We start from the raw sequence: 14,246 nt of genomic DNA on the forward strand, positions 1-14,246 counted from the left end.
CGGCCTCCGTTCGGGTCGCGTCGGTCGGCAGGGGTGCCGCAGGCAGGGACGCCGGGGAGGCGTTCCGGGTTGCCCGGCGGACGGGGGCGCACGGGCGCATCAGGCACGCCTCCTGACCGTACGTCGGGCGATGTGCCGGGTGTCGAGCCCGGAGAGGCCGCGCACGGCGACGTACGCCTTCTCCCGGCCCGGCAGCGAGACCCGGCCGCGGAGCACGGCCTCGGGGTCGCGCTCGATGCGGTCGAGCAGCCGCCGGTAGATGCCGGCCATGGCGGCGACGCACGCGCCGCTGCGCCGGTCGAGCATCGGCAGGAGCCGGTAGCCCTCGGCGAACAGGGCGCGGGCGCGCCGGACTTCGAAGTGGACGAGCCCGGCGAAGTCGGCGCCGGGGGGCGGGGTCTCGCTGCCGAAGCCTTCCCCGCAGCCGAACTTGGCGAGGTCGTCGGCGGGCAGGTAGGTGCGCCCGTTCAGGGCGTCCTCGCGGACGTCCCTGAGGATGTTGGTCAGTTGGAGCGCGAGCCCCAGGGTGTCGGCGTACTCGGGGGCGCGGTCGGCTCCCTGGGCGCCGGGCTGGGTGCCGAAGACGCCGAGCGAGAGCCGGCCGATCGCTCCGGCGACGCAGCGGCAGTAGACCTTGAGGTCGTCCCAGCTCTCGTAGGTCGCGCCTCGGACGTCCATGAGGACGCCGTCGATGAGCTCGTCGAGACCGCCGAGCGGGATCGGGAAGCGGCGGGCCGAGTCGGCGAGGGCGACCGCGACGGGGTCGGTGTCGTCGTCGTCGACCTCGCCCGCGCGGACCCGGTCGAGCAGCGCGCGGGTGGCTTCGAGCCGCTCCCGCTTGGCCTCGGGCGCGAGCGTGCCGTCGCCGATGTCGTCGACGCGCCGCGAGAACGCGTACAGCGCGGACATCGCCTGGCGCTTCTCGGTCGGCAGCAGCCGGATCCCGTAGGCGAAGTTGCGGGCCTGCTGCCCGGTGACCGCCTCGCAGTAGCTGTAGGCGGCCTGGACCGGTGCGGTCGGCTGGAGCTGTCCCTCCACGGTGGCGCTCACCCCTCTCTCCGCGCCTGGAGCAGAACCGCTCCGGCCTGGCGCATCAGGCTCGGCTTGGTGGGCCTCGGCGGACCGGGCAGGACGTCGAATCCGGCGGCGGCGACCGCGTCGAGCGCCGCGAGGCCCCCGGCGGCGAATCCGGCGAGGAGGAGGCGGAGCCGGCCGTGGACGCTGCCGACGAGCGGGGTGCCCGCGTGCAGGAGTTCACGGGCCCGCTCGGCCTCGAAGGCGATCAGGGCGCGCACGGAGGCGCCCGCGGTGGGCCGGGCGAGGTCGTCCTCGGTGACGTGGAACCGCTTGAGGTCCTCGGCGGGCAGGTAGATCCGGTCGTTGCCGAGGTCCTCGGCGACGTCCTGGAGGTGCTCGACGATCTGCAGGGCGGTGCAGATCTCGTCGGAGCGCCGGATCCGCTCCGGGGTGTCGGTGCCCGTGATGGCGAGGACGAGGCGGCCGACGGGGTTCGCGGAGAGCTCGCAGTACGCGAGGAGGTCGTCGTACGTCTCGTAGCGCCGGACCAGCTGGTCCTGGCGGTTGGCCGCGATCAGCCCGAGGAAGGGCTCGGGGGTGAGGCCGCACCGCCGGACGGTCGGCTGGAGCGCGCGCAGCAGGGGGTGTCGGGGGGCGCCGTCGAAGACGCGCCGGAGGTCGGCCTCGAAGGCGTCGAGGAGGGCGATCCGGTCCTCCGCCTCCTCGGGGGTGAGGCCGAGGTGCCGGGCGTCGGCGCCGCCGGGGGCGAGGTCGCCGTCGCCGATGTCGTCGACGAGGCGGGCGTACCCGTAGACGGCCATGAGGTCGTCGCGCCAGGCCCGGGGCAGGAAGAAGGGGGCCACGGGGAAGTTCTCGTCCGCGGCCTTGCCGAGTGTGGTGCGCGTGGAGGCGTCGGGGCGCACCTGCCGGGTTCCCGTCACTGGGCGCTGCCCGACGGGGGGACGGCGACACCCTCGTGGAGCTGGAGATTCTGCGTCATGGCCGTCACGACTCCCGTTCTACACTGCCGATCCAATCCATCCTATTTCGGACACGCCGCCTACTCCTGCCCGCCGGGCCGTCTCCCGGCGACCCGATGGCCGTGGGGTATCGCCCTACTTGCCTCGAAACAGACCGGTCCAGCTTACGTTGTACGAGGGCCGTCGACGTTCCGGGGTGGCAGGGATCCGGGACTTCATCCGTACGGGTCGCCAACCCTCGTACACAGCAAGGGAGTTCGAGGACGGTCCGGGATCAGAGGACACGCGTGCCGGAGACCACCATGGCCAGCGTGGACTCGACGACGTCGTCCCTGCGCTGCGCGGGAAGGCGCCGCAGCGGGCCGTCGAGCAGCAGGAGCGACAGCCCGTGTACGGCGGACCACGCGGCGGCACCGGCGGCGGGCCGGAAGCCGGGCCGGGGCCCACCGGCCTTGGCGAGCCCCTCCAGGGCTTCCCTGAGCAGGGTGAACGCGCGGATCTCGGGCTCGGCCGGCTGCCGCCCGGAGGCCGGCTCGTCGGCCTCGGCGGGTCGGGCGACGCAGAACGCGGCCCGGTAGAGGCCGGGCTGCTCCACGGCGAAGCCGACGTACCCCCGGCAGAGGGCGACGAGCCTGCGCTCGGCGGCCAGGGCGGGGTCGTCGGCGCCGGGCTCGCGGGCGGCGGCCCGCTCCATGGAGTCGGCGAGCAGGCACTGGGCGTGGGCCTTGACGGTACGGAGCAGTTCGCCGCGTCCGTCGAAGTGCCGGTAGGCGGCGGTGGGCGAGACACCGACTCTGCGGGCGGCCTCGCGCAGCACCACCCTCTCGGGGCCTCCGCCGGTGGCCAGGTCGACGGCGGCGCAGATCAGCGCGTTCCGCAGATCGCCGTGGTGGTAGGTCTTTCCCCCCGAGATCGCTGCCATGGGGATCATCCTGCCCGATGTTGACCGCATGAACATTCCAGGTGGCAACACGACGCGCGGGGAAGAAAGGGGCCGGTGCGAAGCACCGTCCGGCAAGGGTGGCGGCGGGCGACGGGAGGGCGGAAGAACCCCTACCGGATGACATCGGCAGGGGTTCCGCACAGCTCGGATCGGCCTCTAGCGGGCGGTCTCCCGCTCGTACGCCTTGAGGACCTCGTCCGTGGGGCCGTCCATCAGGAGCTGCCCCTTCTCCAGCCAGAGCACCCGGTCGCAGGTGTCCCGGATGGACTTGTTGCTGTGGCTGACGAGGAAGACCGTGCCGGCCTCCTTGCGCAGCTCGCGGATGCGCTCCTCGGAGCGGATCTGGAACTTGCGGTCACCCGTCGCGAGCGCCTCGTCGATGAGGAGGACGTCGTGGTTCTTGGCCGCCGCGATGGCGAAGCGGAGGCGGGCGCCCATGCCGGAGGAGTACGTGCGCATGGGCAGGCTGATGAAGTCGCCCTTCTCGTTGATGCCGGAGAAGTCGACGATGCCGTCGTAGCGCTCACGCACCTCCTCGCGGCTCATGCCCATGGCGAGGCCGCCCAGGATGACGTTGCGCTCACCCGTCAGGTCGTTCATGAGGGCCGCGTTGACGCCGAGGAGCGAGGGCTGGCCGTCGGTGAAGACCTTGCCGCTCTCGGTGGGGAGCAGACCGGCTACGGCGCGCAGCAGCGTGGACTTGCCGGAGCCGTTGGAGCCGATGAGGCCGATGGCCTCGCCCCGGTAGGCGGTGAAGGTGACGCCGCGGACGGCGTGGACCTTGCGGACGCCGCGGGTGACCTCGGCCTTGCCGCGGCCGACGATCCGGCTGAGCGCCGCGGTGGCGCTGCCCTTGCCTCCGCCACCGGTGTTGACCCGGTAGACGATGTGGACGTCGTCGCAGATGACGGTGGGGACGTTGCTCGGGTTCGGGTCAGCCACGGCCGTACCTCTCCTCGGCCTTCCAGAAGTAGACGAAACCGCCGGCGCCGACGATGACCGCCCAGGCGAGGGCGGTCACCCAGACGTGGTCCGGCAGGTTCTGCGCGCCGTAGCCGTCGATGAGGGCGAAGCGGATCAGGTCCATGTAGACCGCCGCCGGGTTGTACATGAGGATGTCGGCGATCCAGGCCGGCTTGTCGGCGAGCATCACCGGGATCGAGAACATGACGCCGGACGCGTACATCCAGGTCCGCATGATGAACGGCATCAGCTGGGCGAGGTCGGGCGTCTTGGAGCCCATCCTGGCCACGATCATGGCGAGTCCCACGTTGAACACGAAGTGCAGGAACAGCGCCGGGACCACCAGCAGCCAGCGGGGCGTCGGGTAGCTGCCGAAGGACAGCACGATCGCCACGAGGACGATCATCGAGAACAGCAGCTGCTGGAGCTGCTGGAGCGAGAAGGAGATCGGGAGGCTGGCCCGCGGGAAGTGCAGGGCCCGCACGAGGCCGAGGTTGCCCGAGATCGCCCGGACGCCGGCCATGACCGAGCTCTGGGTGAAGGTGAACACGAAGATGCCGGTGACCAGGAAGGGGATGTAGACCTCCTTGGACATCCCCTGCCCGGCGCCCAGGATCAGCCCGAAGATCAGGTAGTAGACCAGGGCGTTGAGCAGCGGGGTCGCCACCTGCCACACCTGGCCCAGCTTGGCCTGGCTGTACTGGGCGGTCAGCTTGGCCGAGGAGAACGCCAGGATGAAGTGGCGGCGGCTCCACAGCTCGCGTACGTACTCGAACAGCCCGGGCCGGGCGCCGCTGACCGCGAGACCGTACTTCGCGGCCAGCTCGGCCGGGGCCAGGCCCTCGTCGACGGACGGGGGCGCGCTCGTCGCGACCGCCCCGCCCTGGTGTGTGTCACTCACAGTCGAAACTTTCGTGTTCAAGATGCGCGGCACGTCGGGTACCACGATGTCAGACGACCGGGGGGCGACCCAGCCGGGTCAGGCGCCACACCGTACGCCACCTCATCGGGCGGCGCGGCCCGCAGGGAGTCGTCCACCCCTCGCGGAAACCGCCGAACCACGCCTTGAGCGCGGAGAGCGAGGGCCGACGTGCCAGGGTGAGCAGCAGCCAGACGCCGAGATACACCGGCACCAGGGGTGCGGGCAGATTGCGACGTGCCAACCACACTCGGTTACGGGCCACGTTGAAGTGGTACGAGGCGTGGCGGGAAGGCGCTGTAGTGGGGTGCAACAGCACCATGTCGGAACGGTAGTCGATCATCCAGTCGGCGTCGAGCGCGCGCCAGGCGAGATCGGTCTCCTCGTGCGCGTAGAAGAACTCCCCCGGGAGGGTGCCCACTTCGGCGAAGACCTTGGTGCGGACGGCGTTGGCGCCGCCGAGGAAGGTCGTCACCCGCGAGGAGCGCATCGGGTCGGCGGAGCGCAGGCGCGGCACGTGGCGGCGCTGGGTGGCCCCGGTCTCGGGGTCGGCGATGCGGAAGCCGATGATGCCGAGCCGCGGGTCCGCCGTGAAGGCCTGGCGGACCAGTTCGGCGGTGTCCGTGTGGGCGAGCAGACCGTCGTCGTCGAGGAAGAGCAGGACGTCGACGTCGGTGCCGCCGGGCCCGAAGGCCTCGATGCCGACGTTGCGGCCGGCGGGGATGCCGAGGTTCTCCGGCAGGTCGACGGTACGGACCCAGCCGGGCACCCCGGTGACCGGGGTGCCCTGCCCGACGACGACGACCTCGACCGGGTCGCCCTCCTGCTTGGCGACCGAGTCGATGAGCGCGCGCAGGTCGTCGGGGCGGTTGCCCATCGTGATGACGACGGCCCCCACCTTGAGCGGAGAACTCACGGCCGGCCTCACTTCAGCCTGCTGGAGACCAGGATCGACACCAGGTGCAGCACGGTCTGGAGCAGGGCGATGCCGCAGAGGACGGCGACGCCGAGCCGGGAGAAGAAGAGGTCGCCCCTGATCTGGTCCGCGACGGCGAGGGCCAGGATCAGGAAGGAGGCCTCGATCCCCAGGATCAGGCGGTGGAACTTGAGCGCGGCGGCGGCCCTGCGGGCCAGCGCCATGCCGGAGGAACGCGGCTCGGCGGCCGCCTCCTTGACCGGCGGGAGTCCGCCCTGGTGCCGGGCGACGCCGACGAGGTCGGTCTCGGCCTTGATCAGGATCGCGCCGAGGGCGGCGAGGGTGCCGAGGAAGGCCCACAGCCAGTCGATCCGGCCCGTACCCCACGGATCGGCGGCGCGCAGGCCGAAGCCGACGAGCACCGCCGCGTCGCAGAGGTACGCACCGACCCGGTCCAGCCAGACGCCGCTGAGCGAGAACTGCTTCTTCCAGCGGGCCACCTCGCCGTCGACGCAGTCGAGCAGCAGGTACATCTGGACCATCACGACGCCGAGGACGGCGCCAGGGATGCCCGGCACGAGGAGGGCCGGAGCGGCGAGCACGCCGAAGACGGTCATCAGGTAGGTCAGCTGGTTGGGCGTGACCTTCGTGGTCACCAGCCGCCGCGTGATCCGCAGGGAGATCTCCCGCATGTACAGGCGGCCGCCCCAGTGCTCACCGCTCCGCCGGTCCTTCACACCCGGAGGGTGGACGACCGGTCGGAGCTCAGCTACCGATGGCTTTTGCATAGTCGGCGTACGCGTCCCTGATCTCGTCGTCGGACAGGTCGAGGTGTTCCAGGATGGTGAACCGGCCCGGCCGGGTCTGCGGGGCGAAGGACACCGCCTGGACGAACTCGTCCACGCTGAAGCCCATCTCCTCCGGCAGGACGGGCAGCCCGTGCCGGCGCAGGGTCTCGACCATCAGCGCGGAGCCCTCGTGGGCGCCGCGCAGGTGCATGGCGAAGGCCGCGCCGAGACCGCACTGCTCGCCGTGGCTCGCGGCCCGCGTCGGGAAGAGCAGGTCGAAGGCGTGGCTGATCTCGTGGCAGGCACCCGAGGAGGGGCGCGTGTCACCGCTGATGGACATGGCGATGCCGGACATCACCAGGCCCTCGGAGAGCGTGACGAGGAAGTCGTCGTCGCCCACCCCGCCGGGGTGGCGGAGCACGGCCTCGCCGGCGCTGCGGGCCATGGCGGCCGCGAGCCCGTCGACGGGCTCGCCCGTCTCCTGGTGGGAGAGCTCCCAGTCGGCGATGGCGGAGAGGTTCGAGATCGCGTCGCCGATGCCGGAGCGGACGAAGCGCACCGGGGCGTCCCGGATCACGTCGAGGTCGATGACCAGCGCGATCGGGGTCGGCACACCGTAGGAGCCGCGCCCGTTGTCGTTGTCCAGGGTGGACACCGGCGAGCAGATCCCGTCGTGCGACAGGTTGGTGGCGATGGCCACCAGCGGCAGGCCGACCCGGGCCGCCGCATACTTCGTCACGTCGATGATCTTGCCGCCGCCGAGGGCGACCACGGCGTCGTACCGCTTGCCGCGCATGGCGTCGGCGAGCTTCACGGCCTCGTCGATGGTGCCGCCGGAGACCGGGTACCAGTCCGCGCCCGGAAGCTCGGACACGAACTGGTCACGCAGCTTCAGGCCCGAGCCGCTGCTGATGGCGACGGCGATCTTGCCGTTGCTGGAGATCCGCTGGTCCGCCAGGAGCGCGGAGAGGTCGTCCAGCGCTCCTCGGCGGATGTCGACGACGACCGGCGACGGGATCAGCCGGGTCAGTACTGGCACGCGATCTCACGGCCCTTCGCGAGGTCGTCGTGGTTGTCGATCTCGACCCACTTGACGTCGCCGATGGGGGCCACGTCGACGGTGAAGCCGCGGTTGACGAGCTCCTGGTAGCCGTCCTCGTAGTAGAGGTCGGGGTCGCGCTCGAAGGTGGCCTTGAGGGCGTCGGCGAGCTCCTCGGCGGCCTCGGCCTCGATGAGCGTGACGCCGATGTACTCGCCGGTGGCGGTCGCCGGGTCCATCAGCTTGGTGATGCGCTGGACGCCCTTGCCCTCGGCGGTGATGACCTTCATCTCCTCGTCGGCGAGGCTCTTCACCGCGTCGAGGGCGAGGATGATCTTCTGGCCGTTGCCGCGGGCGGCGAGGAGGGTCTCCTCGACGGAGACCGGGTGGACGGTGTCGCCGTTGGCGAGGATCACACCGCGCTTGAGGACCTCACGGGCGCACCACAGGGAGTAGGCGTTGTTCCACTCCTCGGCCTTGTCGTTGTCGACGAGGGTGATGGTGAGGCCGTACTTCGCCTCCAGGGCCTCCTTGCGGGCGTAGACGGCCTCCTTGCGGTAGCCGACGACGATCGCGACCTCGGTGAGACCGATCTCGGCGAAGTTCTTCAGCGTCCCGTCGAGGATCGTGGTCTCGCCGTCGACAGGCACGAGGGCCTTCGGCAGGGTGTCGGTGTAGGGGCGCAGACGGCGTCCGGCACCGGCTGCCAGTACGAGGCCGATCATGCTGTTTCTCCTTCGTCGTGAACGGCGGGTGCTCCGGAGGAGACCCAGAAACGGATGGACTCCACGAGCACCACGAGCGCGACGGCGACCGCGAGGGCGGTCAGTGCCAGGGTGAAGTCGTCACCGCGGTCCGCCAGGAGGGCGGCGAGAGCGACCACCAGGAGCGTGCGCCCCTCGTGTCCGCCGGTGACGCGCACCAGCCACGTGGGCGGCGCGCCGGTGCCACCGCGAATGCGGTACACCGTGTCGTAGTGATGGTAGGCGACCGCCGCGACCAGCCCGAACGCCGCCGGGAGGGCGTGCGCCGCGTCGGAGCGGGCGGCGAGGACGAGGACGGTGGTGTACTCGGCGACGCGGAAGAGCGGGGGGACGAGCCAGTCCAGGGCGCCCTTGAGGGGGCGGCGGACGGCCACGCCGGCGAACACCACGGAGAGGGCGGCGGCGACGACGGTCTGCGGGTCCCCGAAGGGGCGGCCGAGGACCGCGGCGAGCAGGATGCCCGTGGCGATCAGCGCGAGGACGAAGCCGGGGAGCAGCCCGAGTCCGAAGCCGCCGAAGATCCGGCCGGCGATCCGGGCCAGCGGGCCGGAGTCCGCGAGGTCGTCGAGCGCCCGGGCGGCCCGGTCGGTCCGCTTCGCCTTGCGGGTCACGGAGCGCAGGACGCGGCCCGCGGTGGTGTAGCAGGCGGCGAAGGCGCAGCCGGCGAGCAGCGCCCAGAAGACGATCCGGGGGGTGGTGACGGCGGTGAGGACGGCGATCATCGCCCAGCGCTCGCCGATCGGCAGGATGATGATCCGGCGGACCCAGACGGTCCAGCCGACGCTGTCGAGGCGGCCGGAGAGGGCGGCGGAGGGGCTCGTGCCCGCCGTGGCGTCGTGGGTGGCCTCGTAGAACGCGAAGTCCACCATGTGCCGGCAGGTCATGAGGACCATGGCGCCGAGGGCGAGGGCCCAGACGTCGTCGCCGTTGCGGGCGGAGCCGAGGGCGAGGCCCGCGTAGAAGGCGTACTCCTTGGCGCGGTCGAAGGTCGCGTCGAGCCAGGCGCCCAGCGTCGAGTACTGCAGCGAGTAGCGGGCGATCTGCCCGTCGGTGCAGTCGAGGACGAAGGAGACGAGGAGGAGGACGCCGGCGGCGATGTAGCCGCCGCGCTCGCCGGTGGCGGCGCAGCCGGCCGCGATCAGCGCGGTGAGCAGCGAGGCGGTGGTGACCTGGTTGGGGGTCAGGCCGCGGCGCGCGCACCAGCGGGCGAGGTAGCGGGAGTACGGGCTGACGCAGAAGGTGGTGAAGAAGCCGTCCTGGGCCTTGACGGCCGAGCGGAGGCGTACGGCCTCCTCGTCGACGGCGGCGACGGCGGCGCGCGCCTCGTGGCGGGCCTCGGCGTCGGCGGGCACGGTGGCGACGAGGGTGCCGAGCTGGGGCCGGTGCACGGCGACGCCGTCGGCGTCGAGGGCGGCGGCGACCGTGCCGGTGAGGTCGTCGGCGGGGCCGTCGGCGCCGGCGGCCCCCGCGGGCACGGTCACGGCGGTCGCGGTGGTCAGCGCGCGGGTGAGCGCGGGGCGGGCCTCGCCCTGCGCGGTGAGCGCGCCGGGCGCGGCCGCGGCCGGGAACCGGGGGTCGGTGAGCGCGAGGCGCAGGGCGTGCAGGTGGCCGACGAACCGGGGGTCGACGAGCGCGACGCGCTCGCCCGCCGGGACTGCTGCCAGCAGGGATCCGGTCTCCTCGGCGCCGGTGGCGATCCGGACGTCGAAGCCGAGCGACCGCAGATCAGCGTCGAGCGAGGATCCGGGTGCCGGCGGGCCGGTGAGGATGGCGGTCGACAGACGAACTCACTCCTTGGAGCTGACGAGGGGCCTGCGGGCCGTGGCGGCCCGGGGCGCGGCGGTGCGGCCCGGCGCCGGGCGGCGGCACGTCGGCTGAGGCTATCGGATGAACGGAGCGTGAGTTCACCGAGGCTTCGCGGGCAGGACTCCCCCGGGCCCACCCGTGGCCTCACGGGTGCGCCGTCCCCCGTGAAGATCATCATGGGCGATCGGCCGCCCGCACCGCGGCCCCCGGCCGGAGACCACCCGGAGAGCCCTTGCCGAGCGTTTCCCGCCATGGCCGGTCCTGATGGCATCGTCGCAGGTCAGAGCATATGACAACGGTGTTCAGTACCGTGTTGCACATACCCCCCACCCGTAGTTCACTTGCCACCTGGGGCAGACGGAACGACGCGATCGGGAGGCCATCTCATGGGGGCTGGACACGACCACGGGCACAGCCACGGCGGAGCGCCCCCCACGGGCACCGCGGGGGCCGCGTACAAGAGCCGGTTGCGCATCGCGCTCGGCATCACGCTCTCCGTGATGGTGATCGAGATCATCGGCGGTGTGGTCGCCGACTCGCTCGCGCTGATCGCCGACGCGGCCCACATGGCGACGGACGCCGTCGGCCTCGCGATGGCGCTGCTCGCGATCCACTTCGCCAACCGGCCGCCGTCCGGGAACCGCACCTTCGGATTCGCCCGGGCCGAGATCCTGGCGGCGCTCGCCAACTGTCTGCTGCTGCTCGTCGTCGGCGGTTACGTGCTGTACGAGGCGATCCAGCGGTTCGTACAGCCCGCCGAGACCAAGGGCGGCCTGACGATCGCCTTCGCCGTCGTCGGCCTCGTGGCCAACATGATCTCCCTCTCCCTGCTCGCACGGGGACAGAAGGACAGCCTCAACGTGCGCGGGGCGTATCTGGAGGTGCTCGCGGACGCGCTCGGCTCGGTGACGGTGATCATCGCGGCCGGCATCATCCTGGCCACGGGCTGGCAGTACGCCGACCCGATCGCCTCGATCGTGATCGGCCTGATGATCGTGCCCCGGACGCTCAAGCTGCTGCGCGAGACCCTGGACGTGCTCCTGGAGGCGGCGCCCAAGGGCGTCGACATGGCCGAGGTACGGGCCCACATACTGGCGCTGCCCGGCGTCGAGGACGTCCACGACCTGCACGCCTGGACGATCACCTCCGGCATGCCGGTGCTCTCCGCCCACGTGGTGGTCGACCAGGGCGCGCTGGACTCGGTCGGACACGAGAAGATGCTGCACGACCTCCAGGGGTGCCTGGGCTCCCACTTCGACGTGGAGCACTGCACCTTCCAGCTGGAGCCGGCCGGCCACGCACAGCACGAGGCCAAGCTCTGCCTCTGAGGGACCCGGCCTGTTAGCCTTTTCGAACGCACCCGTGGAGAGAGGAGCTGAGGTTGATGACCGTCGCGATGGAGGCTGCCCAGTGCGGCAGCGCCCGGTCCAGCTTCAGCTTCCGGGTCACCGGCTGACCTGATCCCGGTCCTCCCACCGGTACGTCACGTCGTCGGCCGGGGCCCTCTCACACAAGGGTTTCCCACGTTGTCCGACAACGCTTTGCACGACTCCTTCTTCGCCCTGCACCACGGTCTTCCGCGGCAGGGCCCCGGCTCCGACACCACCACCCGTCGGCTCCTCGCGCTCGCGTGGGGGTCCCCCCAGGGGCGTGGGGGGCGGCTTCCGGAGCGCCCGCGCGTGCTCGACCTGGGCTGCGGCCCGGGCCGCTCCGCGCTGCTCCTGGCCGCCGAGGCGGGCGCCGAGGTGACCGCCGTCGACACCCACGAGCCGTTCCTCGCCGAGCTGCGGGAGTCCGCCGCCGCGCGCGGGCTCGACGGCTCGATCCGCACCCTCCGCGCCGACATGGGCGCACTGCCGTTCCCCGACGGCTCCTTCGACCTGGTCTGGGCCGAGAGCTCGGTCTTCGTCCTCGGCTTCGACCGGGCGCTGGCCGAGTGGCGCAGGCTGCTCGCGCCGGGCGGCACCCTCGTGCTCACCGAGTGCGTGTGGACCGCCGAGGAGCCGGGCCCCGAGGCCCGCGCCTTCTGGGAGGAGCACTACGCCCTCCGTACCGTCGCCGGGAACGCGGCGGCGGCGGTCGGGGCCGGCTACCACGTCCTCGGAACCGTCCCGCAGCCGGAGAGCGACTGGGACGAGTACTACGTCCCGCTCGCCGCGCACGCCGAGGCGGCGGACACCACCGTGCCGGGCATGGCCGAGGCCGTGGCCGGGGCGCGCGCCGAGATCGCGCTGCGGCGCGAGCACGGCACCGACTACGGCTACGCCGGCTTCGTCCTGCGGCCGGCCGATCCGCGCTGGCGCGTCCGCGAGGAGACCGCCGAGGACGCCCCGGCGATCCGGCGGGTCGTGTCGACGGCCTTCGGGTCGGTGGACACCCCGTCGGAGACGGAGGCCGATCTGGTCGACGCCCTCCGGCGGGACGCCGACGCGTGGCTGCCGGGCCTGTCGTACGTGGCGGAGGCCCCGGACGGCACGGTCGCGGCGCACGCCCTGATCACCCGCTGCCGGGTGGACGGCGCCCCCGCGGCCGCGCTCGCGCCGGTCTCGGTGGCTCCGGAGCACCAGCGGACGGGGGCCGGGCAGGCCGTCGTCCGGGCGGTGCTGGACGCGGCCCGGCTCCGGGGCGAGCCGCTCGTCCTCGTCCTGGGGCATGCGGAGTACTACCCGCGGTTCGGGTTCGTACGGGCGTCCGCATATGGAATCAAGCCAGGTTTCGAGGTTCCGGACGAGGTCATGATGGCGCTCGTCCTGGACGGTTCCGCGTCCGTCCCGTCGGGCACGCTCGTCTATCCGGCGGCTTTCGGGGTCTGACGGCCGCCTGAGCCCCTTCCGCTCCCGCCGCGCCGGGTGTACTCCGGTGCGGTGGGAGCGGCGACGTCCGGCCGACGAAGTGGGGACAAGCCTCTTTTGTACGGCAGACTGGGGTGGCCCCACCGGGCCGAGGACCGAAGCGAAGGACGGGTATGCCGACCACACCAGCCACAGTGGCTCAGATCTCGCCGGAGATCACGTCGAACGGCGTCCAGCCGTCCGGAGCCCCGGCGCCGATCATGCTCGAACTGGTCGACGAGGACGGGACGACCATCGGCACGGCGGAGAAGCTCGCCGCGCACCAGGCGCCGGGCCAGCTGCACCGCGCCTTCTCCGTCTTCCTCTTCGACGAGTCCGGCCGGCTGCTGCTCCAGCGCCGGGCGCTGGGCAAGTACCACTCCCCCGGTGTCTGGTCGAACACCTGCTGCGGCCACCCCTACCCGGGCGAGGCGCCGTTCGCCGCGGCCGCCCGGCGGACCTTCGAGGAGCTCGGTGTCTCGCCGACGCTGCTCGCCGAGGCTGGCACCGTCCGCTACAACCACCCGGACCCGGCCTCGGGCCTGGTGGAGCAGGAGTTCAACCACCTCTTCGTCGGTCTGGTGCAGGCCGCACCGCGGCCCGACCCGGAGGAGATCGATGACACCGTCTTCGTGACCGCCGCCGAACTGGCCGAGCGGCACGCCGCCGCGCCGTTCTCCGCCTGGTTCATGACGGTGCTCGACGCGGCGCGTCCGGCCGTCAGGGAACTGACGGGTCCGTCCGGGGGCTGGTGACCGCCACCTCCTGAGGTGCGCCCCCCGGCCCCGGTGCCATCGGGGCCAGGGGCAGCGCCGCCCAGATGATCTTGCCGCCGCTCGCCGTGTGCTCGACGTCGCAGGCGCCGCCGGCCTCCTGGGCGATCTCCCGGACCAGGAGCAGTCCGCGCCCCCCGGTCTGTCCGTAGTCCGCCTCCAGTGCCTTGGGGCGGTACGGATGGTTGTCCTCGACGGAGACCCGGATCCACTCGGGGCCGATCGCGACCTCCACCGCTATCTCCGGCGACAGCAGCGCCGCGTGCCGCACGGCGTTGGTGACCAGCTCGGAGACGATCAGCAGCAGGCCGTCCATGATCTCGTCATGGACGGGGACTCCCTGGCGGACCAACAGGTCGCGTACGGCGTGCCGGGCCTGCGGGACGGAGACGTCGACCGCGGGTGCGGTGAAGCGCCAGACTCCTTCGTAGGACGGTGACCGGGCGGGTACACCTCCGTGGGTGTCCACGGTCCGGTTCCCACCCTCGTGCTCGATTCTCGCCACGG

The 14,246-nt window shown here is 72.1% G+C and carries 14 protein-coding genes; 3 read left to right on the top strand and 11 right to left on the bottom strand.

Annotation, left to right across the window (positions count from 1 at the left end; genetic code table 11):
• Positions 1-99 precede the first annotated feature (99 nt).
• The 10 genes from hpnD to ACZ6K0_RS39935 all read right to left on the bottom strand — a co-directional run bounded on the left by hpnD (position 100) and on the right by ACZ6K0_RS39935 (position 10,110).
• Complete coding sequence (gene hpnD / locus ACZ6K0_RS39890) at positions 100-1,050, bottom strand: presqualene diphosphate synthase HpnD (protein WP_376408239.1); 951 nt, start codon at positions 1,048-1,050, stop codon at positions 100-102.
• The gene (gene hpnC / locus ACZ6K0_RS39895) at positions 1,047-1,958 is read right to left on the bottom strand and encodes a squalene synthase HpnC (RefSeq protein WP_469236045.1); all 912 of its coding nucleotides are present in this window, start codon (positions 1,956-1,958) and stop codon (positions 1,047-1,049) included. Before hpnC ends, hpnD begins: the two co-directional genes overlap by 4 nt.
• Positions 1,959-2,271: 313 nt before the next feature.
• Complete coding sequence (locus ACZ6K0_RS39900) at positions 2,272-2,919, bottom strand: TetR/AcrR family transcriptional regulator (RefSeq protein WP_376408234.1); 648 nt, start codon at positions 2,917-2,919, stop codon at positions 2,272-2,274.
• Between the two features lie 177 nt (positions 2,920-3,096).
• Positions 3,097-3,882: an ABC transporter ATP-binding protein gene (locus tag ACZ6K0_RS39905; protein ID WP_024757946.1), complete on the bottom strand. Its 786-nt coding sequence runs from the start codon at positions 3,880-3,882 to the stop codon at positions 3,097-3,099.
• On the bottom strand, positions 3,875-4,804 hold the full coding sequence (locus ACZ6K0_RS39910) for an ABC transporter permease (protein WP_376408232.1): 930 nt from the start codon (positions 4,802-4,804) through the stop codon (positions 3,875-3,877). The genes ACZ6K0_RS39905 and ACZ6K0_RS39910 overlap by 8 nt, the downstream gene beginning before the upstream one ends.
• A gap of 49 nt (positions 4,805-4,853) precedes the next feature.
• On the bottom strand, positions 4,854-5,699 hold the full coding sequence (locus tag ACZ6K0_RS39915; protein ID WP_469236062.1) for a glycosyltransferase family 2 protein: 846 nt from the start codon (positions 5,697-5,699) through the stop codon (positions 4,854-4,856).
• 47 nt (positions 5,700-5,746) lie between these two features.
• Complete coding sequence (locus ACZ6K0_RS39920; protein WP_469236044.1) at positions 5,747-6,526, bottom strand: CDP-alcohol phosphatidyltransferase family protein; 780 nt, start codon at positions 6,524-6,526, stop codon at positions 5,747-5,749.
• Positions 6,504-7,565 carry an iron-containing alcohol dehydrogenase family protein gene (locus ACZ6K0_RS39925; protein WP_469236043.1) on the bottom strand — a complete coding sequence of 354 codons (1,062 nt, stop codon included), beginning with the start codon at positions 7,563-7,565 and terminating at the stop codon, positions 6,504-6,506. Before ACZ6K0_RS39925 ends, ACZ6K0_RS39920 begins: the two co-directional genes overlap by 23 nt.
• Positions 7,553-8,290 carry a phosphocholine cytidylyltransferase family protein gene (locus ACZ6K0_RS39930; RefSeq protein WP_376408225.1) on the bottom strand — a complete coding sequence of 246 codons (738 nt, stop codon included), beginning with the start codon at positions 8,288-8,290 and terminating at the stop codon, positions 7,553-7,555. Before ACZ6K0_RS39930 ends, ACZ6K0_RS39925 begins: the two co-directional genes overlap by 13 nt.
• Positions 8,287-10,110, bottom strand: a complete 1,824-nt coding sequence (locus tag ACZ6K0_RS39935) for a DUF5941 domain-containing protein (RefSeq protein ID WP_469236061.1) — start codon at positions 10,108-10,110, stop codon at positions 8,287-8,289. The genes ACZ6K0_RS39930 and ACZ6K0_RS39935 overlap by 4 nt, the downstream gene beginning before the upstream one ends.
• Positions 10,111-10,521: 411 nt before the next feature.
• Here ACZ6K0_RS39935 and ACZ6K0_RS39940 point away from each other — a divergent pair, with 411 nt between their 5' ends.
• From ACZ6K0_RS39940 to idi, 3 genes are all read left to right on the top strand, one after another.
• The gene (locus ACZ6K0_RS39940; protein WP_469236042.1) at positions 10,522-11,463 is read left to right on the top strand and encodes a cation diffusion facilitator family transporter; all 942 of its coding nucleotides are present in this window, start codon (positions 10,522-10,524) and stop codon (positions 11,461-11,463) included.
• A 198-nt stretch (positions 11,464-11,661) separates the two neighbouring features.
• Complete coding sequence (locus tag ACZ6K0_RS39945; protein ID WP_376408221.1) at positions 11,662-12,948, top strand: GNAT family N-acetyltransferase; 1,287 nt, start codon at positions 11,662-11,664, stop codon at positions 12,946-12,948.
• 152 nt (positions 12,949-13,100) lie between these two features.
• Positions 13,101-13,721, top strand: a complete 621-nt coding sequence (gene idi, locus ACZ6K0_RS39950) for an isopentenyl-diphosphate Delta-isomerase (protein WP_469236041.1) — start codon at positions 13,101-13,103, stop codon at positions 13,719-13,721.
• Here idi and ACZ6K0_RS39955 read toward each other — a convergent pair.
• Positions 13,687-14,208: an ATP-binding protein gene (locus tag ACZ6K0_RS39955; protein ID WP_469236060.1), complete on the bottom strand. Its 522-nt coding sequence runs from the start codon at positions 14,206-14,208 to the stop codon at positions 13,687-13,689. The two genes, idi and ACZ6K0_RS39955, sit on opposite strands and share 35 nt — an antisense overlap.
• Positions 14,209-14,246 lie beyond the last annotated feature (38 nt).

It is taken from the genome of Streptomyces sp. NPDC042346 (genome assembly GCF_055581845.1).

What these genes read in the sequence shown, in the direction of transcription:
- ACZ6K0_RS39900 (WP_376408234.1), bottom strand. Translation starts at nt 2,919, where the DNA reads ATGGCAGCGATCTCGGGGGGAAAGACCTACCACCACGGCGATCTGCGG.
- ACZ6K0_RS39915 (WP_469236062.1), bottom strand. Translation starts at nt 5,699, where the DNA reads ATGGGCAACCGCCCCGACGACCTGCGCGCGCTCATCGACTCGGTCGCC.
- ACZ6K0_RS39920 (WP_469236044.1), bottom strand. Translation starts at nt 6,526, where the DNA reads ATGCAAAAGCCATCGGTAGCTGAGCTCCGACCGGTCGTCCACCCTCCG.
- ACZ6K0_RS39930 (WP_376408225.1), bottom strand. Translation starts at nt 8,290, where the DNA reads ATGATCGGCCTCGTACTGGCAGCCGGTGCCGGACGCCGTCTGCGCCCC.
- ACZ6K0_RS39940 (WP_469236042.1), top strand. Translation starts at nt 10,522, where the DNA reads ATGGGGGCTGGACACGACCACGGGCACAGCCACGGCGGAGCGCCCCCC.
- idi (WP_469236041.1), top strand. Translation starts at nt 13,101, where the DNA reads ATGCCGACCACACCAGCCACAGTGGCTCAGATCTCGCCGGAGATCACG.